At 70.8% G+C, this 22,251-nt stretch carries 22 protein-coding genes; 16 read left to right on the top strand and 6 right to left on the bottom strand.

Annotated elements, in window-relative coordinates; all coding sequences use genetic code 11:
- The first annotated feature begins 191 nt into the window (after window positions 1-191).
- On the top strand, window positions 192-971 hold the full coding sequence (locus FHG71_RS13405; protein ID WP_139082199.1) for a class I SAM-dependent methyltransferase: 780 nt from the start codon (window positions 192-194) through the stop codon (window positions 969-971).
- Window positions 972-990: 19 nt separating this feature from the next.
- Here FHG71_RS13405 and FHG71_RS13400 read toward each other — a convergent pair whose 3' ends face one another.
- Genes FHG71_RS13400 through FHG71_RS13385 form a run of 4 tightly spaced genes read right to left on the bottom strand, consistent with a single transcriptional unit; the run spans window position 991 to window position 5,446 of the window.
- Window positions 991-2,268, bottom strand: coding sequence for a 4-aminobutyrate--2-oxoglutarate transaminase (locus tag FHG71_RS13400; protein ID WP_139082198.1), 1,278 nt, complete (start codon window positions 2,266-2,268; stop codon window positions 991-993).
- A 30-nt stretch (window positions 2,269-2,298) separates the two neighbouring features.
- Window positions 2,299-3,384, bottom strand: a complete 1,086-nt coding sequence (gene zapE / locus FHG71_RS13395; RefSeq protein ID WP_139082197.1) for a cell division protein ZapE — start codon at window positions 3,382-3,384, stop codon at window positions 2,299-2,301.
- A 38-nt stretch (window positions 3,385-3,422) separates the two neighbouring features.
- The gene (locus tag FHG71_RS13390; protein WP_139082196.1) at window positions 3,423-4,487 is read right to left on the bottom strand and encodes an acetate/propionate family kinase; all 1,065 of its coding nucleotides are present in this window, start codon (window positions 4,485-4,487) and stop codon (window positions 3,423-3,425) included.
- Window positions 4,484-5,446, bottom strand: a complete 963-nt coding sequence (locus FHG71_RS13385) for a phosphate acyltransferase (protein ID WP_139082195.1) — start codon at window positions 5,444-5,446, stop codon at window positions 4,484-4,486. The genes FHG71_RS13390 and FHG71_RS13385 overlap by 4 nt, the downstream gene beginning before the upstream one ends.
- Before the next feature lie 538 nt (window positions 5,447-5,984).
- Between FHG71_RS13385 and FHG71_RS13380 the strand changes: the two genes are divergently transcribed.
- From FHG71_RS13380 to FHG71_RS13370, 3 genes are read left to right on the top strand one after another with little or no spacing between them, the layout of a single operon-like run.
- A complete protein-coding gene (locus FHG71_RS13380; RefSeq protein ID WP_139082194.1) occupies window positions 5,985-6,677 on the top strand; it encodes a phosphatidylserine decarboxylase in 693 nt (230 codons plus the stop codon).
- A gap of 4 nt (window positions 6,678-6,681) precedes the next feature.
- Window positions 6,682-7,434: a CDP-alcohol phosphatidyltransferase family protein gene (locus tag FHG71_RS13375; RefSeq protein ID WP_139082193.1), complete on the top strand. Its 753-nt coding sequence runs from the start codon at window positions 6,682-6,684 to the stop codon at window positions 7,432-7,434.
- Complete coding sequence (locus FHG71_RS13370) at window positions 7,435-8,052, top strand: class I SAM-dependent methyltransferase (RefSeq protein ID WP_139082192.1); 618 nt, start codon at window positions 7,435-7,437, stop codon at window positions 8,050-8,052.
- A 95-nt stretch (window positions 8,053-8,147) separates the two neighbouring features.
- Here the strand turns inward: FHG71_RS13370 and FHG71_RS13365 are convergent, their stop codons facing one another.
- Both FHG71_RS13365 and FHG71_RS13360 read right to left on the bottom strand, forming a co-directional pair.
- On the bottom strand, window positions 8,148-9,536 hold the full coding sequence (locus FHG71_RS13365; protein WP_139082191.1) for an aminotransferase family protein: 1,389 nt from the start codon (window positions 9,534-9,536) through the stop codon (window positions 8,148-8,150).
- 90 nt (window positions 9,537-9,626) lie between these two features.
- Complete coding sequence (locus FHG71_RS13360) at window positions 9,627-10,571, bottom strand: LysR family transcriptional regulator (protein WP_139082190.1); 945 nt, start codon at window positions 10,569-10,571, stop codon at window positions 9,627-9,629.
- Between the two features lie 154 nt (window positions 10,572-10,725).
- On the opposite strand from FHG71_RS13360, the gene chvE reads away from it, so the two are divergent.
- From chvE to FHG71_RS13300, 12 genes are all read left to right on the top strand, one after another.
- Window positions 10,726-11,790, top strand: coding sequence for a multiple monosaccharide ABC transporter substrate-binding protein (gene chvE / locus FHG71_RS13355; RefSeq protein WP_139082189.1), 1,065 nt, complete (start codon window positions 10,726-10,728; stop codon window positions 11,788-11,790).
- A gap of 68 nt (window positions 11,791-11,858) precedes the next feature.
- Window positions 11,859-13,421 carry a multiple monosaccharide ABC transporter ATP-binding protein gene (gene mmsA, locus FHG71_RS13350; protein ID WP_139082188.1) on the top strand — a complete coding sequence of 521 codons (1,563 nt, stop codon included), beginning with the start codon at window positions 11,859-11,861 and terminating at the stop codon, window positions 13,419-13,421.
- Window positions 13,414-14,703, top strand: coding sequence for a multiple monosaccharide ABC transporter permease (gene mmsB, locus FHG71_RS13345; protein ID WP_139082187.1), 1,290 nt, complete (start codon window positions 13,414-13,416; stop codon window positions 14,701-14,703). The genes mmsA and mmsB overlap by 8 nt, the downstream gene beginning before the upstream one ends.
- Window positions 14,704-14,711: 8 nt before the next feature.
- Window positions 14,712-15,695 (top strand): AraD1 family protein, encoded by a 984-nt coding sequence (araD1, locus tag FHG71_RS13340; protein WP_139082186.1) that lies wholly within the window; start codon window positions 14,712-14,714, stop codon window positions 15,693-15,695.
- 9 nt (window positions 15,696-15,704) lie between these two features.
- A complete protein-coding gene (gene araD / locus FHG71_RS13335; protein ID WP_139082185.1) occupies window positions 15,705-17,447 on the top strand; it encodes an L-arabinonate dehydratase in 1,743 nt (580 codons plus the stop codon).
- Window positions 17,447-18,364, top strand: coding sequence for a Gfo/Idh/MocA family protein (locus FHG71_RS13330; RefSeq protein ID WP_139082184.1), 918 nt, complete (start codon window positions 17,447-17,449; stop codon window positions 18,362-18,364). Before araD ends, FHG71_RS13330 begins: the two co-directional genes overlap by 1 nt.
- A 268-nt stretch (window positions 18,365-18,632) precedes the next feature.
- Window positions 18,633-18,827 carry a hypothetical protein gene (locus FHG71_RS13325; RefSeq protein ID WP_139082183.1) on the top strand — a complete coding sequence of 65 codons (195 nt, stop codon included), beginning with the start codon at window positions 18,633-18,635 and terminating at the stop codon, window positions 18,825-18,827.
- A 194-nt stretch (window positions 18,828-19,021) separates the two neighbouring features.
- Entirely contained in the window at window positions 19,022-19,417 is a 396-nt protein-coding gene (sdhC, locus tag FHG71_RS13320; protein WP_139082182.1) for a succinate dehydrogenase, cytochrome b556 subunit, read from the top strand.
- Window positions 19,414-19,797 carry a succinate dehydrogenase, hydrophobic membrane anchor protein gene (gene sdhD / locus FHG71_RS13315; RefSeq protein WP_139082181.1) on the top strand — a complete coding sequence of 128 codons (384 nt, stop codon included), beginning with the start codon at window positions 19,414-19,416 and terminating at the stop codon, window positions 19,795-19,797. Before sdhC ends, sdhD begins: the two co-directional genes overlap by 4 nt.
- 12 nt (window positions 19,798-19,809) lie before the next feature.
- Window positions 19,810-21,615: a succinate dehydrogenase flavoprotein subunit gene (sdhA, locus tag FHG71_RS13310; RefSeq protein WP_139082180.1), complete on the top strand. Its 1,806-nt coding sequence runs from the start codon at window positions 19,810-19,812 to the stop codon at window positions 21,613-21,615.
- A complete protein-coding gene (locus tag FHG71_RS13305; RefSeq protein WP_139082179.1) occupies window positions 21,615-21,911 on the top strand; it encodes a hypothetical protein in 297 nt (98 codons plus the stop codon). Before sdhA ends, FHG71_RS13305 begins: the two co-directional genes overlap by 1 nt.
- Window positions 21,912-21,924: 13 nt before the next feature.
- A complete protein-coding gene (locus FHG71_RS13300; protein WP_139082178.1) occupies window positions 21,925-22,215 on the top strand; it encodes a hypothetical protein in 291 nt (96 codons plus the stop codon).
- Window positions 22,216-22,251 lie beyond the last annotated feature (36 nt).

Genomic DNA, 22,251 nt, shown 5'->3' with positions numbered 1-22,251 from the left:
GCCAGCGTCGCCGAAACGCGTTAACAGATCCTGACAGCACCGAACGGTCCTCCCCCGGTGCGCGCAACACCCGGCGAATCGGTCCGTGTCGGGCTGGAGTGTTCCCGGAAGCGGGAACTCTGGGTGTTTAGCGCTTGAGTGGGCTCTGCTTCGCCACAAGACCGGTGGGACGCATTACGAAGGAGCGACTCATGCTGGATCAGGACGCGAGCCCGGCCGGGACGGCCGACCGGGGGCAGGAGCCCTCGCTCTACGAAGCGGCGGAGGTCTACGACGCGATCGTGGCGCCCGGCCCCTGCGAGGCCTTCTACCGCGAGGAAGCGCGGCGCGCGGGCGGGCCGGTGCTGGAACTGGCCTGCGGGACCGGGCGGCTGACGCTGCCGCTGGCGCGGGACGGGCATGAGGTGGTGGGGCTGGACGCCTCGCCCGCCATGCTGGCGGCCGCGCGGCGCAAGGCGAAGGGTCAGGGCCTGCGGCTGTCCTTCGTGGAAGGGGACATGGCGGGGTTCGACCTGGGGCGGCGCTTCGGGCTGGTGATCCTGTCCTGCAACTCGCTGGCGCATCTGACCCGAACGGCGGACCTGCGGGCCTGCCTGCGGACCGTGCGGCGGCATCTGGCGCCGGGGGGGCGGCTGGCCTTCGACGTGGCGCTGCCCGATCCGGGGCTCCTGCAGGACGGGGTGACGCGGCGGCTGGACCTGGGGCCCAACCCGGCCTCGGCGGTCGAGGCCGAGGAGACGGCCTGGTACGACCCCATGCGGCAGATCCGCGTCGCGCGGTGGCGGGTCGGGCCGCCGGGCGGGCCGCGGCAGGACTTCGCGCCGCTGGTGCTGCGGCAGTTCTTCCCGCGGGAGATCCCGCTGCTGCTGGAGCTGGAGGGGCTGGGGCTGGAGGCGCGCTACGGCGACTTCGCGCGAAACCCGCTGGAGCCCTGGAGCCTGAACCAGATCTGCGTGGCGCGGGCGGCCTGAACCGCCCGCCCGTGTCCGGTCAGGCCGCCTGCGCGGCCTGGACCGACTGTTCCAGGATGTCCATCGCCTCGGCGAAGATGTCGTCGGGGATGGTGATGGGGGCGAGAAAGCGGATCACGTTGCCGTAGACGCCGCAGGTCAGCAGGATCAGCCCGCGGGCCTGTGCCTCGGCCTTCACGCGGTTGGCGAAGTCGGGGTGCGGCGTGTGGGTGCCGGGAAGATTGAACTCCACGGCGACCATGAAGCCGGGGCCGCGGATCTCGGCGATCTCGGGGACCGCGTCGCGCATGGCCTCCAGCCGCTGGCGGAGGCGCGAGCCCAGGGCGTTGGCGCGGGCGCAGAGGTCCTCTTCCTCGATCACGTCGAGGACAGCGTGGGCGGCGGCGATGCCCAGGGGGTTGCCGCCGTAGGTCCCGCCCAGGCCGCCGGGGTTGGCGGCGTCCACGATGGAGGCCTTGCCGGTGACGGCGGCGATGGGGAGGCCGCCGCCCAGGCCCTTGGCCATGCAGGTGAGGTCGGGGGCGACGTCGTAATGCTCCATGGCGAAGAGCTTGCCGGTGCGGGCGAAGCCGGTCTGCACCTCGTCCGCGATGAGCACGATGCCGTGGTCGTCGCAGAGGGTCCGCAGGGCGCGCATCAGCTCGGGGGGCGCGGGGTAGAAGCCGCCCTCGCCCTGCACGGGTTCGAGGATGATGCAGGCGACGCGGGCGGGGTCGAGGTCGGCCTTGAAGAGCTTCTGGATGCCGGCCATCGCGTCGTCGGTCGAGATGCCGTGGAGCCCGATGGGGAAGGGGACGTGGAAGACGTCGGGCATCATGGCGCCGAAGCCCGCCTTGTAGGGCTGGACCTTGCCCGTGAGCGTCATGCCCATGAATGTCCGCCCGTGGAAGGCGCCGCCGAAGGCGATGACCGCGTTGCGGCCCGTGGCGTAGCGGGCGATCTTGACGGCGTTCTCCACCGCCTCGGCGCCGGTGGTCACGAAGAGTGTGCGCTTGTCGAAGTCGCCGGGGACGAGAGCGTTCAGCCGCTCGCCCAGCCGGATGTAGTTCTCGTAGGGGAGGACCTGGTGGCAGGTGTGGGTGAAGCTGTCGAGTTGGCGTTGCACGGCCGCCATGACCTTGGGGTGCCGGTGGCCGGTGTTCACGACCGCGATGCCGGCGGCGAAGTCGATGTAGCGGTGGCCCTCGACATCCCAGACCTCGGCGTTCTGGGCGCGCTCGACGTAGATCTGCGTCTGCATCCCCACGCCCCGCGCGATGGCGGTCTTGCGGCGCTCGGCGATCTCGGCGTTCTGCATGGGGAAAGGCTCCTTGGGTTGGCGCGGGCTTTATACAGCGGCGGCCGAGCGGTCCGCCACCCCCTGGCCCCAGGAGGCTCCCTGCATCTCCATGAGGCGGCTCGCGGTGCGGGCGAACTCGAAGCTGCCCTCGCCCTCGACGTAGAGGCGGTCTGGGGCGGCAGCGGCCGAGGCGAAGAGCGTGACGCGGGCCTCGTAGAGCGCGTCGATCAGGGTTACAAAGCGGCGGGCCTGGTTGAAGTTGTCGCTGCCGAGGCGCGGGATCTCGTCGATCAGCAGCACGCGGACGGCGTTCGCCAGCGCGAGGTAGTCGGCGGGGCCCAGGGGGCGGCCGCAGAGGTCGTAGAAGCTGGCGCGGGCGGAGCCGTTGTGGAAGGCGGGGATCTCCACGTCGCGGCCGTAGACGCGCAGGATCTCGGGATGCGACTCGCCGCCCGAGAGGTCGGCCCAGAGCGCGTTCATGGCGGCGCGCGCCTCGGCATCCACGGGGCAGAAGTAGCGCCGCGCGCCCGTCAGGCGGCCTTGGCGGTGGTCGGTCGCGGAGGCCAGTTCGAGAACCTCGCAGTTCTCCTCGATGAGCGCGATGAAGGGGAGGAAGAGCGCGCGGTTCAGGCCGTCCTTGTAGAGGTCGGAGGGCGGGCGGTTCGAGGTGGTGAGCAGTGTCACCCCCTGCGCCCAGAGCCGCTGGAAGAGGCGCCCCAGGATCATCGCGTCGGCGATGTCGGTCACCTGCATCTCGTCGAGGGCGAGGAGGCGGGCGGATTCGGCGATCTCGTCGGCCACGGGCAGGATGGCGTCGTCCACGCCGCGCGCGCGGGCCTTGTTCATCGCGGCCTGCACCCACTGCATGAAGGCATGGAAATGCTGGCGGCGGGTGGGGACGGATGGCCCGAGCGCGTCGAGGAACAGGTCCATCAGCATGGACTTGCCCCGGCCCACGCCGCCCCAGAGATAGAGGCCGCGCACGGGCTGGGGCTTGCGGAAGAGCCCGCGGCGGGGCGGGTCCAGAAGCTCGGCCCGCAGGCGGTCGAGCGCGGGCAGGACCCCACGCTGCGCCGGGTCGGGCATGAGGCGCCCCTCACGGGCGCGGCTGTCGTAGAGGGCGGCGACGGTCATGGGGCGGGGGTAGCTCGGCGCGGGGGCAAGGGGAAGCGTCAGCCGTCGAGGAGTGCCTGCGCGTCCGCCGCGATGCGCCGCTCCTCCTGCGCGGGGACGACGTGGACCTGGGCGGGGGACAGGAAGGCCAATCCGGCGGCAATGCGGTCGCGGACGGGGGCGGCGTTCTCGCCGATGCCGCCGGTGAAGGCCAGCGCGTCCACGCCGCCCAGCGCCCCCGCGAGGCCCGCGCCCTGGCGGATGGCCCAGTGGACGTAGTGATCTATGGCGAAGCGGGCCTCGGCGTCGTCACGGGCGAGGAGCGCGCGCATGTCGGAGGTGCCCGCGAGGGCCTTGAGGCCCGAGTCGCGGTTGAGGAGGCGCTCGGCCGCCTCGATGCCGCGGGCGCGGGCGATGTCCAGCACCGCCATGCCGTCGATGGTCCCGGTGCGGGTGCCCATGACGAGCCCTTCGAGCGGCGAGTAGCCCATGGTGGTTGCCACCGACGCCCCGTCGAGGATGGCGCAGGCCGACGAGCCGTTGCCGAGATGTAAGGCGAGGAGACGCGGGGGCAACTGGCCCTGCTCGCGGAGGTGCTCGGTCAGGGCGGCGTAGCTGATCCCGTGGAAGCCGTAGCGGCGGATTCCCTGCGCCCGCAGGTCCGAGGGCAGCGCGTAGGTCGATTCGACCTCGGGCGCGGTGGCGTGGAAGGCGGTGTCGAAGCTCGCCATCTGGGGCAGGTCGGGGGCGAGGGCCTGGAGCGCGCGGATGCCCGCGAGGTTCGCCGGATTGTGGAGGGGGGCGAGAGGAACGCAGGCCTCGATGGCGGCCAGCGCCGCGGCGTCGAGGCGGACGGGGGCGGTGAGGCTCGCCCCGCCGTGGACGACGCGGTGGGCGCATGCGCGCAGGTCCTCGGCCGCCAGCCCCTGCATGCGCAGCATGGCCAGGAGGAAGCCGAGCGCCGCCCCGTGGTCCTGCGCACGCACGGGCTGGCGAGCCGGGCCGAGGGCCAGCTCCCCGGTGCCGCCGATCTCGGTGACGGAGCCGCGCAGCCGCTCGCGCAGGGTGTCGTCGAAGAGCGCGACCTTGACCGAGGAGGAGCCGGCGTTGACGACGAGGATCACGCGGCGGCCGCCCGGCGGCCCCGCGCCTCGGCCGCGAGGATCGCGCCCAGAGCCGCCGAGGCGATGCGGTCTGGCGCCCCCTGCCCGCGCGACGTGAGCAGGATCGGCACCCGCGCGCCCATCACCACGCCCCCCGCGCAGGCCCCCATGCCCAGCGTCATGAGCTTGAAGAGCGCGTTCCCGGCGTTGAGCTCGGGGACCAGGATGATGTCCACCTTGCCCGCGACCTGGGACTCGACGCCCTTGATGGCCGCGGCGCGGCGCGAGAGCATGAGGTCGAGCGCCAGCGGCCCCTCGACCACGGCGCGCTTCAGGGCCCCCTTGGCCCAGGCGGCGATGGCCGCGGCCTCGCCCGTGCAGGCGATGGTGGGGGTCACGTCCTCGGACGGGGCGAGGACGCCGCAGTGGGGCCGTTCGACGCCCACGAGGCCCGCGAGGCGCACGGCATGGGCGAGGCAGGCCTGCCGGGTGGCGAGGTCGGGCTTCACGTTGAGCGCGGCGTCCGTGAGGAGGAGCGGGCGGTCGGAATCCGGCACCGTGATGTGGAAGACGTGGCCGCAGGTCACGCTGCGGTCCCGCAGGCCGAGCGAGGAGGGCAGGAGGCCCTTGAGGAAGGTCGAGGTGTGGATCTGGCCCTTCATGATGGCGTCGGCCTCGCCCGAGACCGCGAGGGCGGCGGCCTGTCGGGCGGCGCTGTCGCCCGGCGCGGCGACGAGGCGGAAGGGCTTGATGTCCCAGCCGATCCGTTCGGCGGCCGCGTGGATCTTGATGGGCTCGCCCAGGAGGATGGGCTCGGCGAGGCCCGCCTCGCAGGCCTCGCGCAGGCCTTCGAGCGGGGTGGGTGCGCCGGCGTTCACCAGCGCCACGCGGGGGACGGGCGTCTCGCGCGCCTGCGCGAGCAGCCGCTCGGGCGCGTGGGGGGCGCGGGCGGACAGGAAGGGGTGGTCGTCGAGTGTCATCAGCGGGCTCCCGGCGGGTCGGGCCGGAGGTAGGGCAGGGCGCGGCGGATGCCAAGCGGGGGCGGGACGATGACCCGGCGGGCGGAGGTCGACAGGGGGCGTGGCTGCCCATCGGTGCCCCGGGACGGCGGACGTGCCAGGAGCGGCAGTCCGGGCGATCCCGGTGCCGGCCAAGGCGGGCAGATGGAGGGCCGCGTCGTCGCAGGGCTGGCCATTAGCACAGGCGAGGACGGTGGAGGTCCGGGTCGTCGGGTCGCGCAGCAGGGCCACAATGGCGGCGTGGTCCGAGTGCTCGGTCCAGGGAAATGCGGCGGCGCCCACTGCCGGGTCGCCGTGACGCCATCGCTCGACATCACGATCGCTGAATGGCACGATCTCCGGGACGACGGCGCCCCGAGGCGGGCCGCGCGCGTGTCAGGCGGCCGGACAGGTGACGCGAGCCGCCGCAAATAGGCCATGAAGCGTCGTTCCTGTTTGCGGTCCCGCTGCGATGCGGCTAGAAGCCCCGCCCAAGGGCACGGGGCAGGGGCACAGGCGCATGACGATGTGGGGCACGTTCCTGAAGCCCATGCACCCCGAAGGCTACCGATTCCTGCCCTTCTTCGGCTTGGGCGCTCTGGTGCTGTTCCTGGTCTGGGAGCCGCTGGGCTGGCTGGGCGTGGGGCTCACGGTCTGGTGCTACTACTTCTTCCGCGACCCCCGCCGGGCCGTGCCGCAGGAGGACGGCCTGGTGGTGAGCCCCGCCGATGGCGTGGTGTCGCTGATCGGGCCCGCTGCGCCCCCGGCCGAGCTGGGGATGGGGCCCGAGCCGCTGACGCGGGTCAGCGTCTTCATGTCGGTCTTCAATTGCCACGTGAACCGCGCCCCGGTGGCGGGGCGGGTGCTCGCGGTGGCCTACCGGCCCGGCAAGTTCCTCAATGCCTCGCTCGACAAGGCCAGCGAGGACAACGAGCGCAACGGCCTGTGCCTGGAGCTGGTGGACGGGCGCAAGCTGGCGGTCGTGCAGATCGCCGGGCTGGTGGCGCGGCGCATCCTGTGCTGGACGCGCGAGGGCCAGAGCCTGCGGACCGGGGAGCGCTTCGGGCTGATCCGCTTCGGCTCGCGGCTCGACGTCTACCTGCCGCCCGACGTCCCGCCCCTGGTCGCCGTCGGGCAGACCATGGTGGCGGGCGAGACGATCCTGGCCGACCTGCGGCGCAGCGGGCCGCCCCGCCCGGCGCGCGAGGACTGACAGGATGGACCTGCGCCCGGACCCCCGCACCCGCCTGTCCGTCGCGCAGCTTCTGCCCAACATCCTGACCTTGGGCGCGCTCTGCGCCGGGCTCACGGCCATCCGCCTCGCCGTGGCGGGCGATGTCGAGCGCGCCGTGGGGCTGATCCTGCTCGCGGCGGTGCTCGATGGCCTCGACGGGCGGCTCGCGCGTCGGCTGGGCAGCGAGAGCGCCATCGGGGCGGAGCTGGACTCCTTGTGCGACTTCGTGAACTTCGGGGTGGCGCCGGCCCTGATCGTGCACCTGTGGGCCTATGGGGGCGCCGGGGGCGAGGGCTGGATCGCCGCGCTGATCTACGCCGTGGCCTGCGCGCTGCGGCTGGCGCGGTTCAACATCGGCAGCCGGGAGCCTTCGGCCGCCGCGGAGCCGAAGGCCACGTTCACGGGCGTGCCCTCGCCGGCGGGGGCGATGCTCGCGCTGCTACCGATCTTCGGAGCGAATCTCGCCCCGTCCGCCGTGCTGCCCGCGCCGCTCTGCGCGCTGTGGCTGCTCGTGGTGGCGGCGCTGATGGTCAGCCGCCTGCCCACGCCGGCGTTCCGCCCGGTCAGCATCCGCCCGGAGCAGGTGCGCCTCGCGCTGCTGGCGGCGGTGGCCCTGGGCGCGGCGCTGCTGACCTATCCGTGGCTCACCCTGGTCCTGCTGGACCTGGGCTATCTCCTGCTGCTCGGGCTGGGCTGGGTCCGGCCGGGGTGGCGCTTGGGACGAAAGGACGAATGAATGGAGCTGCAGGCCGTCGCGAGGTCCTATGCCCGCTGGGCGCCGGTCTATGACCGCACCTTCGGGGCGGTGACGAACGTCGGGCGCCGGCGGGCCACCGCCCTGCTGAGCGAGTTGGGCGGTTCTGTGCTGGAGGTGGGCGTCGGCACGGGCCTCGCGCTGCGCCACTACGGGCCGGGCGTCACCGTCACGGGCGTCGACTACAGTGAGGAGATGCTGGCCAAGGCGCGCGCCAAGGTGGCCGAGGAGGATTTGCGCAACGTGGTTGCCCTGCACCGCATGGACGCCCGGCAGCTCGACTTTGCCGACGACAGCTTCGACCACGTCGCCTGCATGCACGTCATCTCGGTCGTGCCCGAGCCCGAGCGGGTGATGGCCGAGATCGCCCGGGTGGTCCGGCCTGGCGGCACTGTGGTGATCGTGAACCACTTCCAGCGCGACCGGGGCGCGCTTGCCGTGGCCGAGAGGCTGGCGGCGCCGCTGGCCGACCTCTTGGGCTGGCACTCGGACTTCGACAAGGCGCGCGTCCTGGGGGCGGTGGGCCTGGAGGTCGTCGAGGAGCGGGTGCTGCCGCCCATGGGCATGATGACGCTGCTGCGGATGGTCAAGGTCGGCTGAGGGGGCGGCCCTGACGCGCGCTGGGGTCCGCGCCCGGCGATGCGGGCGCGGCCGTTGTCGTTGGCGTCGCGGATCTGGTCAGGTCCGGCGCGGCCTCAGCCCACGATCCGCTGGATCGCCGCATCCACCCCGGCCACGACCTCGTCGAGGTCGCCCTTTGTCGCGATCAGCGCGGGGGCGAAGAGGAGAGTGTTGTTGAAGCCGGGCATCGAGCGGTTCGAGGCGCCGATGATGACGCCCTGGGCCATGCAGTCGGCGACGATGGCCTGGACCTTCTTCTCCTCGAGCGGCTCGCGCGTCGAACGGTCGGCGACCAGTTCGGCGCCCTGGAAGAGGCCGAGGCCGCGGACCTCGCCGATGCAGGCGTGCTTGTCCATGAGTTCGTGGAGCTTCCCGTTGAGGTAGGCACCCATCCGGGTGGAGTTGCCGAGGAGGTCCTCCTCCTCGGTGATCGCCATGACCTCGAGCGCCGCAGCGGGGCCGGAGGTGCAGCCGCCAAAAGTGGAGATGTCGCGGAAGTAGCCCAGGCGGTCCGTATCGTCCTTGAACATGTCGAAGACGGCTTCCGTCGTGACGCAGCAGGAGATCGCGGCGTAGCCCGAGGCCACGCCCTTGGCCATGGTCACGATGTCGGGCTGGATGCCGTACTGCTGGTAGCCGAACCAGGTGCCGGTGCGCCCGAAGCCGCAGACGACCTCGTCGATGTGGAGGAGGATGTCGTACTTGCGGCAGATCTCCTGCACGCGCTCCCAGTAGCCCTTGGGCGGCACGATGATGCCGCCGCCGGCCGTGATCGGTTCGAGGCAGAGCGCGCCGATGGTGTCGGGACCTTCGCGCAGGATCACCTCCTCGATGGCGTTCGCGGCGCGCTCGCCGTAACCCTCGCCCGCGAGGTCGCCCGCGCGGTATTCAAGGCAGTGGGGGACCTGCACGAAGCCGGGCGCGAAGGGCCCGTACATGGCGTTGCGCTCCTGCTGGCCGCCGGCCGAGAGGCAGGCGATGGTCGTGCCGTGGTAGTCGCGGTCCCGGTAGAGGATCTTGTGCTTGCGGCCGCCGTGATGCTTGTGGGCGATCTGGCGGACCATCTTGAAGGCCTTCTCGTTGGCCTCGGACCCGGAGTTGGCGAAGTAGACGCGGGACAGGCCCGGCATGCGGGCGGTCAGCGCCTCGGCGTAGCGGGCGCCGGGGATGCTGCCCGCGCTGCCCGCGAAGTAGCACATCTTGACGAGCTGGTCGCGCACGGCGTCGGCCACGCGCTCGCGCCCGTAGCCGATGTTGACCGTCCAGACCCCGCCGGACACGGCGTCCACGTGCTCCTTGCCCTTGATGTCCCAGACGCGGAGGCCCTTGCCCTCGACGATGATCCGGGGGTCCACCGTCTCGAAGACCTTGTTCTGGATCAGGTGGTGCCAGACATGCGCCCGGTCGGCCTCGACGATGGCGCGGGGGTCGTTCATGCGGTCGGCGTCGTAGAGCGTGTCCATCGGGGTCCTCGGAGGAAAGAGCGCGGTCGTGGGCATCCTGCCCCTGCGGGGAACCGCCTTCAACCCCGGCCGGGGCGCCCGTCGCGGGTCTCAGCCCGGCTGGGCCAGCACGAGGTCGCGCAGCCTCTCGGCCGCGGGGGTGAGGCGGGTGCCGCGCAGGGTCATGAGCCCGTAGGCCGGGACCACGATGCCGAGGTCGAGGGGGAGCACCACGAGTCCGCCCTCGGGGCCGCGGGCGAAGCGGCGCGCGACCGCCGTGGCCAGGGGCGCGAGCGCGTTCGATTCCCGCAGCATGGCCAGCGTGAGGAGGAAGGAGGAGGTCGACAGGCGGCCGGGCGGCGGCGGCAGGCCCAGGGCGGCGAGGCGGTCCAGCACCGTGCGGCGCAGGAGCGTGCCGGGCTCGGGCAGGACCCAGTCGTAGTCGAGGAGGTCGCGGGGCGCGAGCGAGGACCGGCGCGCGAGCGCGTGGCCGGGGCGGGCCACGAGGCTCACCGGCTCTTCGCCCAGGGGGGAGAGATCGAAGAGCGCGGGGTCGCGGCCCTCGGGCAGGCGGGCGAGGGCGAAGTCGATCTGCCCGGCGAGGAGCGCCTGGCCCAGGGGCTCGGAGGGGGCGACGATCACCTCGGCGGTCACGTTGGGCAGGGCCACGCGCGCGGCGCGCAGCGCGGGCAGGACGCGGTCGAGCGCGGGGCCGGTGACGGCGCCCAGGCGGACATGGCCCGACAGGCCCTGCCCGAGGTCGGCCATCTCGCGCTCGGCGGCGCCGATCTCGGCCAGGGCGCGGACGGCGCGCCGGGCGAGCGTCTCGCCTTCGGCGGTGAGGCGGATGCCCCGCCCGGCGCGTTGGTGCAGGGAATGGCCCGCCAACTCCTCGACCTCGGCCAGGAGGCGCGAGGCGGCGGGCTGGGTGATCCCCATGCGCGCGGCGGCGACGCCGATGGCGCCGGTGTCGCCGAGGGCGGCCATGAGCCGGAGATGCGCGAGCTTGAGCCCGCGCCGGACGAGCTTTCCGTTAGCGGTAACTGCCAGATCCATTCATAACCGTCCCGGTATGGGTCCTGCTGGATAATGCGCTTTGACCTGTCCGGCAACTCTCGCCATGGTGGCCGGCAGCCGAGGGCCCCAACGAGGGCCCCCGGATCTGTCGCTGCGACCGCGCCCCTCTGTGCGGCGCCTTGGGAGGACACCAATGAAGATCGTTTCCGCGGCCCTGGCCGCCGTCACCCTGTCCGTGGGCCTGGGCGTCCCGGCCTTCGCCCAGGACAAGGGCACCATCGGCATCGCCATGCCGACGCAATCCTCGGCGCGCTGGATCGCCGACGGCAACAACATGGTGGAGCAGTTCGAGGCCGCGGGCTACGACACCGTGCTGCAATACGCCGAGGACGACATCCCGACGCAGCTGAGCCAGGTCGAGAACATGATCTCCCAGGGCGTGGACGCGCTGGTGATCGCCGCCATCGACGGCACCACGCTGTCCTCGGCGCTGGAGAACGCCGAGGCCGCGGGCATCCCCGTGATCGCCTATGACCGCCTGATCCGCGACTCGGGCGCCGTGGACTACTACGCCACCTTCGACAACTTCCAAGTGGGCGTGCAGCAGGCCGAGACGCTGGTGGCGTGCCTGAACGAGCGCTTCGCCGACCAGAAGCCCTGGAACGTCGAGCTGTTCGGCGGCAGCCCGGACGACAACAACGCCTTCTTCTTCTACGACGGCGCGATGTCGATCCTCCAGCCGATGATCGACGCGGGCGACATCGTGGTTCCGTCGGGCCAGATGGGCATGGATGTCGTGGGCACCCTGCGCTGGGACCCGGCCACCGCCCAGTCGCGCATGGACAACCTCCTGTCCGCCAACTACGGCGACACGACGCTGCACGGCGCGCTGTCGCCCTATGACGGCCTGTCCATCGGCATCCTGTCGTCGGTCAAGGGCGTGGGCTACGGCTCGGGCGACATGGCGATGCCCTGCGTGACCGGGCAGGACGCCGAGGTGCCGTCCGTGAAGTCGATCCAGGCGGGCGAGCAGTATTCGACCATCTTCAAGGACACCCGCGAACTCGCGCGCGTGACCGTGGGCATGGTGGACGCGGTGCTGGCCGGCGGCGAGCCCGAGATCAACGACACCGAGACCTACGATAACGGCGTCAAGGTCGTGCCGTCCTACCTGCTGGCCCCGGTGCCGGTGGACGCCACCAACTACGAGGAAACCCTCGTGGGCTCGGGCTACTACACGGCCGAAGACCTCCAGTAAGCCGATCTCTCCGGGGGCGCCTGCGGGACCGCGGGCGCCCCATTCTCTTTCGCGGAAGGGACGCCCCCATGACCGTCCTCCTCGAGATGCAGGGCATCTCCAAGACATTCCCGGGCGTGCGCGCGCTCGACAACGTGACGATCCAGGTCCGCGAGGGCGAGATCCACGCCATCTGCGGCGAGAACGGCGCCGGCAAGTCCACGCTGATGAAGGTGCTGTCGGGCGTCTACCCGCACGGCTCGTACGACGGGGTGATCCGGTTCGCCGGATCGGAGGCGCGCTTCCGCGGCATCCACGACAGCGAGGCGGCGGGCATCGTCATCATCCACCAGGAGCTGGCGCTGGTGCCGCTCCTGTCTATCGCCGAGAACATCTTCCTGGGCAACGAGCGGGCGGCCGCGGGCGTCATCGACTGGCGCACGACCTACCGCCGGACCTCGGAGCTGCTGGCCAAGGTCGGCCTGCGCGAGGCGCCGACGACGCCCGTGGGCGACCTGGGCGTGGGCAAGCAGCAGCTCGTCGAGATCGCCAAGGCGCTGTCGAAGAACGTGCGGCTTCTCATCCTCGACGAGCCCACGGCGGCGCTGCAGGAGACGGATAGCCAGAAGCTCCTCGACCTGCTCCTGGAATTGAAGGCGCAGGGCGTCACCTCGATCATCATCTCGCACAAGCTCAACGAGGTGCGCCGCGTGGCGGACCGGGTGACGGTGATCCGCGACGGGGCCACGGTGTCCATGCTCGACGCCCATGCGGGCGAGATCTCCGAGGACCGGATCGTGCGGGACATGGTGGGCCGCGACATGGCGCACCGCTATCCCGATCGCGTCCGGCGGCCGGGCGAGGTGCTGATGGAGGTGAAGGGCTGGAAGGCCAAGCACCCCGAGCATATGGACCGCGACTTCCTGCGGGACATCGGCTTTAACGTCCGCAAGGGCGAGATCGTCGGCGTCGCGGGCCTCATGGGCTCGGGGCGGACGGAGCTGGCGATGTCGATCTTCGGCCGCTCTTGGGGGCGGGACATCCGGGGCCGCGTGGCGATCGGCGGGCGCGAGGTGGACGTCTCCACCGTGCCCAAGGCGCTGCGGTCGGGGCTGGCCTACGTGACCGAGGACAGAAAGGCGCTGGGGCTCATCCTGGAGGAGCCCATCGTGAGGAACGTGAGCCTCGCCAACCTGCCGGGCGTATCGCGCGGCGGCGTGCTGGACGAGGCCAGGGAGCAGGCGGTGGCGACACGCTATCGCGCGGCGATGAACATCCGCACGCCCAACGTGTTCCAGAAGGTGATGAACCTGTCGGGGGGCAACCAGCAGAAGGTGCTCCTGTCCAAGCTGCTCTTCACCGAGCCGCAGGTGCTGATCCTAGACGAGCCCACGCGCGGCATCGACGTGGGTGCGAAGTTCGAGATCTACGGCCTGATGAACCGCCTCGCGGACGAGGGGCGGGGGGTCGTGATGATCTCGTCCGAGATGCCCGAGCTCCTGGGCATGTGCGACCGCATCTACGTGATGGCCGAAGGGGCTTTCGTGGGCGAGCTGACGGCCGCCGAGGCGAGCCAGGAGAAGATCATGTCGCTGATCGTGCGCGAGCACGAGAAGCAGGAGCAAGTGGAGATGGAGGCCGCCCATGGCTGACGTGAACAACACCGGCGCGCATCTGGGGCCGGGCGAGCGCGGCGTCGGGGGCACGCGCGAGGGCGAGGGGCTGAGCGCCAACGGACGCTCGGGCGCGGCCTACCTGAAGGACAACCTGCGCGAATACGGGATGCTGTTCGCGCTTTTGGCCATCGTGCTCTTCTTCGTGGCCATCCTGGGCCTGCGCGAGAACCCGATCGACTTCCTGTCGCCCACCAACATCACCAACCTGTTCCTGCAGAACAGCTACGTCATCATTATGGCGCTGGGGATGCTCCTGGTCATCGTGGCGGGGCACATCGACCTGAGCGTCGGCTCCGTTGCGGCCTTCACGGGGGCGGTCGCGGCGCTGCTGACGGTGGAGTACGACTGGCCCGTGTACGCGGCGGTCCCGGCCTGCCTGGCTGTGGGCGCGCTGATCGGCGCGGCGCAGGGCTACTGGATCGCCTACTGGCGCATCCCCTCCTTCATCGTGACGCTGGCGGGGATGCTGGTGTTCCGCGGCCTCACGCTCTGGATCCTGGGGGGGCGCAACATCGGGCCCTTCGAGCCGAGCTTCCAGGCGCTGTCGAACGGCTTCGTGCCCGACGTCCTGGGGGCGGCGATCCCGGACCTCGCGGCCTTCGAGCGGCAGCCTAACTGGACCGCCCTGATCGTGGCCATCGTTGCCGCGCTCGCCATCGTGGTGATCGGCCTGCGGGCGCGGTCGCGCAACCTCCAGCACGGCATGGAGGTCGAGCCCAACGGCATCTTCTGGGCTCGCAACCTCATCATCGCGGCGGCGCTGGTGTTCGTGGGCTGGAAGCTCGCGGGGTTCCGCGGCATCCCGACCGTGGCCGTGTCGATGGCGGTGCTGGCGGTGATCTACGCCTTCGTCACCGAGTCGACGACCATCGGACGGCGCATCTACGCCATCGGCGGCAATCTCAAGGCCGCGCGGCTGTCGGGGATCAACGCCGACCGGCTCACCTTCCTCACCTTCGTCAACATGGGGGTTCTGGCGGCGCTGGCCGGGATGATCGTCACGGCGCGCCTGAACTCGGCCACGCCCAAGGCGGGCACGGGCTTCGAGCTGGACGTGATCGCGGCCGTGTTCATCGGCGGCGCGTCGATGTCGGGCGGATCGGGCCGGATCGTGGGGGCCATCATCGGCGCCTTCATCATGGGCGTGATGAACAACGGCATGTCCATGCTGGGCATGGGCATCGACTACCAGCAGGTCATCAAGGGTCTCGTGCTGCTCGCCGCCGTGATCTTCGACGTCTACAACAAGAACAAGTGAGGACCAGAATGCTCCTGTCGCAGATCCGCCGGCCGGACGGCGGAGTCGGAGTCGTCGCGCGTGACGGATCGGAGGCGGCGCTCGTGAAGGGCGCGGCCTCGGTCCGGGACCTCGCGATCGAGGCGCTGGCCGCGGGCCGCGGCCTGGCCGAGACGGTCGCCGCTCATGGGCTGGGCGAGGCGGTGGACCTGGTCGCCATGGCGGAGGAGGGACGGCTCCTGGCCCCCATCCACCACCCGGACCCGGCGCACCTGCACCTGACAGGGACGGGGCTGACCCATCTGGGCTCGGCTTCGACCCGCAGCGCCATGCACGCCAAGGCCAACGCCGACGACGCCACCGACTCCATGAAGATGTTCCGCATGGGGCTGGAGGACGGCAAGCCCGCCGCCCTGCCGGGCGTGCAGCCCGAGTGGTTCTACAAGGGCAACGGCGTCCATGTGGTCGCACCCGGCGCGGCGCTGGTGAGCCCCGCCTTCGCGCTGGACGGCGGCGAGGAGCCTGAGATCGCGGGCATCTACGTGATCGGGTCGGACGGCGCGCCCGCCCGCGTGGGCTGGGCCTTGGCCAACGAGTTCTCGGACCACGTGACCGAGCGGATCAACTACCTGTATCTCGCCCATTCCAAGCTGCGGCCCGCGAGCTTCGGGCCCGAGATCCTGGTGGGCGAACTGCCCGCCGACATCCGGGGCGCGTCGCGCATCAGGCGCGGCGGGCAGGTGATCTGGGAGAAGCCCTTCCTGTCGGGCGAGGCGAACATGAGCCACAGCTTCGCCAACCTGGAGCACCATCACTTCAAGTACCCGCTGTTCTGCCAGCCCGGCGACGTGCACGTGCACATGTTCGGGACCGCGACGTTAAGCTTCGCCGACGGGATCAGGCCCGAGGCGGGCGACGTTTTCGAAATCGAGGCGCCCGCCTTCGGGCTGCCGCTGAGGAACCCCCTCGCCGTCGACGCCGACCGGGGCGTCGCCACCGTCCACCAGCTCTAGAGGTCCCCCATGGCGTTCACGCCCGCACCCTGGCCCCGCAAGCTCCGTTCGCAGGAGTGGTGGGGTGGCACGAGCCGTGACAACATCTATCACCGCGGCTGGATGAAGAACCAAGGCTACCCGCACGACATGTTCGACGGGCGGCCGGTGATCGGGATCCTCAACACCTGGTCCGAGCTGAATCCCTGCAACGCGCACCTGGATATCCTGGCGCAGAAGGTGAAGAACGGGATCTACGAGGCGGGAGGCTTCCCGGTCGAGGTGCCGGTCTTCTCGGTCTCCGAGTCGACCTTCCGCCCCACGGCGATGATGTTCCGCAACCTCGCCGCCATGGCGGTCGAGGAGACGATCCGCGGCCAGCCCATCGACGGCTGCGTGCTGCTGGTGGGCTGCGACAAGACCACGCCCTCGCTGCTGATGGGCGCGGCCTCCTGCGATATCCCCTCGATCGTCGTCACCGGCGGGCCGATGCTCAACGGGCACTTCCGGGGCGAGCGGGTGGGTTCCGGCACGCACCTCTGGAAGTTCTCGGAGATGGTGAAGGCCGGGCAGATGACGGCCGAGGACTTCCTGGAAGCCGAGGCCTCCATGAGCCGCTCGGCAGGGTCCTGCAACACGATGGGCACGGCGTCCACCATGGCGAGCATGGCCGAGGCACTGGGCATGGCGCTGTCGGGCAACGCGGCGATCCCGGCGGTGGACTCGCGCCGGCGCACCATGGCGCAGCTTTCGGGGCGGCGGATCGTGCAGATGGTCAAGGACGACCTGAAACCCTCGGACATCCTGACCAAGCAGGCCTTCGAGAACGCCATCCGCACCAACGCCGCCATCGGCGGGTCCACGAACGCGGTGATCCACCTCCTCGCGATTGCCGGCCGGGTCGGGGTCGACCTGTCCCTGGACGACTGGGACCGCTGCGGGCGCGACGTGCCGACCATCGTGAACCTCATGCCTTCGGGCAAGTACCTGATGGAGGAGTTCTTCTACGCGGGCGGCCTGCCGGTCGTCATCAAGCGGCTGGGCGAGATGGGCCTGCTGCACAACGATGCCCTGACCGTGTCGGGCGAGACCGCCTGGGAGCAGGTCAAGGACGTCGAGAGCCACAACGACGATGTGATCCTGCCCAACGACAAGGCGCTGACCCAGTCGGGCGGGATCGTGGTGCTCAAGGGCAACCTCGCGCCCAACGGGGCGGTGCTGAAGCCCTCGGCGGCCACCCCGTCGCTGATGGTGCACCGGGGCCGCGCGGTCGTGTTCCAGGACATCGACGACTACAAGGCCAAGATCAACGACGAGGCGCTCGACATCGACGAGACCTGCGTGATGGTCCTCAAGAACTGCGGGCCCAAGGGCTATCCGGGGATGGCCGAGGTGGGCAACATGGGCCTGCCGCCCAAGGTGCTGAGAAAAGGCATCACCGACATGGTGCGCATCTCGGACGCGCGGATGTCGGGGACGGCCTACGGGACGGTGTGCCTGCACACCTCGCCCGAGGCGGCGGCCGGAGGCCCGCTGGCCATCGTGCGCGACGGCGACATGATCTCGCTCGACGTGCCGAACCGCAGCCTGACGCTGGAGATCTCGGACGAGGAGATCGCACGCCGGCTGGCCGAGTGGGTGCCGCAGGCGGGGGCGCCCGAGGGCGGCTACCACATGCTGCACCACCTGCACGTCATGGGCGCGGACACCGGGGCGGACCTCGACTTCCTGCGGGGCTGCCGCGGCGCGCCCGTGGGCAAGGACTCGCACTGATGGCGGGGCGCAAGGTCTGCATCGTCGGCGTGGGCAAGATCGCCAGGGACCAGCACGTCCCGGCGATCGACGCGAGCCCCGACTGGGAGCTGGCCGCGACCGTGAGCCGGCAGGGAAGCGTGGAAGGCGTGCCGACCTTCCGCGACTTCGACGTGATGCTGGCCGAGCGCGACGACATCGAGGTCGTCTCGCTCTGCCTGCCGCCGCAGCCGCGGTTCCAGTACGCGAGGAAGGCGCTGAAGGCCGGGCGGCACGTCATGCTGGAGAAGCCGCCGGGGCAGACGCTGGCCGAGGTGCATCACCTCCAGCGACTGGCCGCCGAGGCGGGGGTGACGCTCTTCGCCACCTGGCACTCGCGCATGGGCAAGGGCGTGGCCGGGGCCAAGGCGCATCTCGCGGGCAAGGAGGTCACGGGCGGGCGCATCACCTGGAAGGAGGACGTGCGTCACTGGCATCCGGGGCAGGACTGGGTCTTCGAGCCCGGCGGGATGGGGGTCTTCGATCCGGGGATCAACGCCCTGTCGATCCTGACCGAGATCCTGCCCAAGCCGGTCCACGTGCTGCGGGCCGACCTGGACTTTCCCAACGGGCGGCAGACGCCCATCGCCGCGCGGATCGAGTTCTCGCGCGGGGTGGCGATGGAGCTCGACTGGCTCCAGACCGGGCCGCAGACCTGGGACATCGAGATCGAGACCGCCGACGGGTCCCACGTCGTGCTGCGTTCAGGCGGAAACGAGCTCTGGATCGACGGGGAGCGGAAGCCCGTCGCGGATATCGAGGAATATCCGGCGCTTTATGCTCGGATGGCCGACTTGGTGAGCGAGGGGCGGTCGGACGTGGACCTGTCGCCTCTCGTGCACGTCGCCGACGCCATGACGCTGGGCCGGCGCAACATCGTGGAGCCCTTCGCCTTCTGAGGACGTCCCGGCCCGCCGCCGCGAGTTCAAAGGCGGCGGGTCGCCCGACGTCGCGGCGCCGGTGAGGTTTCGCCCGAGAGCGCCGATCCGCCCTGCAAGGTGGTGATGCGCGCCGCAAAGGGCGGCAGGAAGGCGGATATGGATGCGGCGGCCCCAGGGACGCCGCCCGAGGCCCAGGACAAAGCTCGTGGACGACAACGGCCTCCAGCCGACGACCGTGCAGGACATCCCGCCGCAGCTCGTCGCGCTTTAGCAGACCAAGATCAACGTGCAGGAGCTGATGGTCGCGGCGCTCCTGACTGAGAACCGCGAGCACATCTACCACGCCGCCATGCTCGACTCGGATACCGGGGCGGAGCTGGACCTCGAGCAGATCTGGACGCTGGTGGACGACCTGCTGGACGCGCAGGTCGAGTTCACGCCGGACTGGGCCCGGCGCGAGGGACGGCGCCGCGCGGCGTGATCTCCCGAGTCGCCGGAGCGCGGCGAGGCGTTCAGCCGTTTTGTGATCGCAGCATCCGGGGCTGCGATCACAACTCACAAAATGTTAGCGAAACCATTCCAAGGTCGCACATTTTTCCCCGCACAGGCGCGTGACAGCCGCTGGAAAATGGGCCATGACCGCTTAGCTCCGAGCCGAAGTTACAGGGACAGGACATGCCCGATATCCCGCGCGGCAACCGGCCGCTTTCGCCGCACCTGCAGATCTACCGTCCGCAATGGACCTCGTTCACCTCGATCCTGACGCGGGTCACGGGCAACGCGCTTATCATTGCGACGCTGCTGATCGTGTGGTGGCTGATCGCCGCCGCCACGGGACCCGAGGCCTTCGCCACCGCCGACGGCGTGCTGCGGAGCTGGTTCGGCGACCTCGTGCTGCTGGGGAGCCTCTGGGCGCTGTGGTATCACACGCTCGCCGGCATCCGGCACCTCGTCTGGTCGACGGGCCGCTTCATGGAGATCCACCGCGCCGAGACCTTCGGCAAGGTCATTGTGGGTCTGAGCTTCGTTCTGACCTTCCTGACCGTCCTCATCCTGTGGGTGACCGCATGAGCCGCTCATCGAGCTACGTCACCTCCCGCAAGATGGCCGAGAACCTGGGCGCCTCGGGGGATGGCACGCACCATTTCTGGCTGATGGAGGTCACCTCCATCGCGCTCGTGATCCTGGTGCCGCTGTTCGTCTTTACCTTCGGCTCGATCCTCGGGAGGCCGTATCCCGAGGTCGTGGCAGCCCTGGCCCACCCCTTTCCGGCGCTGGTGATCGCCCTCACGCTGCTCGTGGGGCTGTTCCACTTCCGCCACGGCGTGCAGGTGGTGCTGGAGGACTACGCCCACGGCACGCCCCGCCGCATGATGATCGTCGCCGCCATCTGCGCCACCTACGCGATCCTGGCCGTGGGCCTGTTCGCCGTGGCGCGGATCGCCCTCTGAGTGGACCGTCCGATGGTTGCCTATTCTTACGAAACGCACGCCTATGACGTGGTGGTGGTCGGCGCCGGGGGCGCGGGCCTGCGCGCCACATTGGGCATGGTGGAGCGCGGGCTGAAGACCGCCTGTATCACCAAGGTCTTCCCGACCCGCAGCCACACGGTGGCCGCGCAGGGCGGCATCGCCGCGTCGCTCGGCAACATGGGCCCGGACCACTGGCAATGGCACATGTACGACACCGTGAAGGGGTCGGACTGGCTGGGCGACATGGACGCCATGGAATACCTCGCCCGCGAGGCGCCCAAGGCGGTCTACGAACTGGAGCACTACGGCGTGCCCTTCAGCCGGACGGACGAGGGCAAGATCTACCAGCGGCCCTTCGGCGGGCACACGACCGAGTTCGGCGAAGGCCCCCCGGTGCAGCGCACCTGCGCCGCCGCCGACCGCACGGGCCACGCGATCCTGCACACGCTCTACGGCCAGAGCGTGAAGCAGAAGGCCGAGTTCTACGTCGAGTACTTCGCCATCGACCTGCTGATGGGACCCGAAGGCGACTGCCGTGGCGTGGTCGCCTGGAACCTCGCCGACGGGACGTTGCATGTCTTCACCGCCAAGATGGTGGTGCTGGCGACGGGGGGCTATGGGCGGGCGTACTTCTCGGCCACCTCGGCGCACACCTGCACGGGCGACGGCAACGGCATGGTCGCGCGGCAGGGGCTGCCGCTGCAGGACATGGAGTTCGTGCAGTTCCACCCGACCGGCATCTACGGCTCGGGCTGCCTTATCACCGAGGGCGCGCGCGGGGAGGGGGGGTATCTCACCAACTCCGAGGGCGAGCGGTTCATGGAGCGTTATGCTCCGACGTACAAGGACCTCGCGTCCCGGGACGTCGTCAGCCGCTGCATGACGCTGGAGATCCGCGAGGGGCGCGGCGTCGGCAAGCGCAAGGACCATATCCACCTGCACCTGAACCATCTGCCGCCCGAGACGCTGCACGAGCGGCTGCCGGGGATCACGGAATCGGCGCGCATCTTCGCGGGCGTGGACCTGACCAAGGAGCCGGTGCCGGTCCTGCCGACGGTCCACTACAATATGGGCGGCATCCCCACGAACTACTGGGGCGAGGTGCTGAACCCGACCGAGGGCGATCCCGACCGCGTGTCGCCAGGCCTGATGGCCGTGGGCGAGGCGGGCTGCGCGAGCGTGCACGGCGCGAACCGGCTCGGGTCCAACTCGCTCATCGACCTCGTCGTCTTCGGGCGGGCGGCGGCGATCCGGGCGGCCGAGGTGGTCAAGCCCGGCACGGCCAACGCCGACATCCCCAAGGAGTCCATCGACTTCGCGCTGGGGCGCTTCGACGCGCTGAGGCACGCTAAGGGCGGCACGGGCGTGGCGGAGCTGCGCGAGGAGATGCAGCGCTCCATGCAGGAGGACGCGGCCGTTTTCCGCACGAGCGAAACCCTCGCGCAGGGCGTGCGGCGCATGACGGCGGTGGCGGCCAAGGGCGACGACCTGCGGGTCGCCGACCGGGGCCTGATCTGGAACACCGACCTCGTGGAGGCGCTGGAGCTCACGAACCTCCTGCCCAATGCGCTCGCCACCATCGTCTCGGCCGAGGCGCGCAAGGAAAGCCGCGGGGCGCATGCCCACGAGGACTTCCCCGAGCGCGACGATGTGAACTGGCGCCAGCACACGCTGTCCTATGTTGACGGGACGGCGGTGCGGCTGGCGTACCGTCCGGTTCACGTCGACCCGCTGACCCAGCCCGAGCAGGGCGGCATCGAGCCGAAGCGGGTCGCCCCCAAGGCGCGGGTGTACTGATGCGGCGACTCGTCTCCTCTCTCGGCCTCGCGGCGGTCCTTCTGGCCGGCTGCGAGACGGGGCCTGTCGATCCCGAGCGTGCCGCGCAGGTCTGCGAGCGGCGCGCCCAGGGGGCGCAGGGGCCCACGGGGGCGGTGACGCTGGGCGCGAGCTCGGACGAAGGTCCCTTCGGCGCCGTGCAGATCGGCGTCTCGGGCGACTATCTTGCGGGCCGCGACCCTCTTGCGGTCTATGAGGACTGCGTGATCCAGCGGACGGGCGCACCGCCGATCCGTCCGCCGCGCCTCCGCTCCTAGAAGGATTTACCTGATGAAGCCCATCCTGCTCCTGACGCTCGGCCTCCTGGCCTCTCCGGCCCTGGCCCAGACGGCCGAGGACGCGCAGGCCAACGCCGTCGTCCTGCCGATGATCCAGGAGATGGTTCCCGGCCGCGACGGCCAGATCGTGGCCGCCTGCATCGTGGCCACCGCCCGGCCCGAGGAGAAGGCGCAACTCGCCGCCGCGCCCGGTCCCTCGGCAGACCTTGCTCCGGTCGTGAACGCAGTGCTCGCGCGGCCGGAGCTTGCGGCCTGCGTCAGCGCCACCAAGGGGCAGCAGTAACGAACCCCGCCCGGGCGGACCGCCGCCCGGGCCCCG

The organism is Rubellimicrobium roseum, assembly GCF_006152145.1.
In the GTDB taxonomy this organism is placed as follows: domain Bacteria; phylum Pseudomonadota; class Alphaproteobacteria; order Rhodobacterales; family Rhodobacteraceae; genus Rubellimicrobium; species Rubellimicrobium roseum.
The sequence above is the reverse complement of the archived record's forward strand: the minus strand, read 5'-3'. Positions and strand labels throughout refer to the sequence as shown.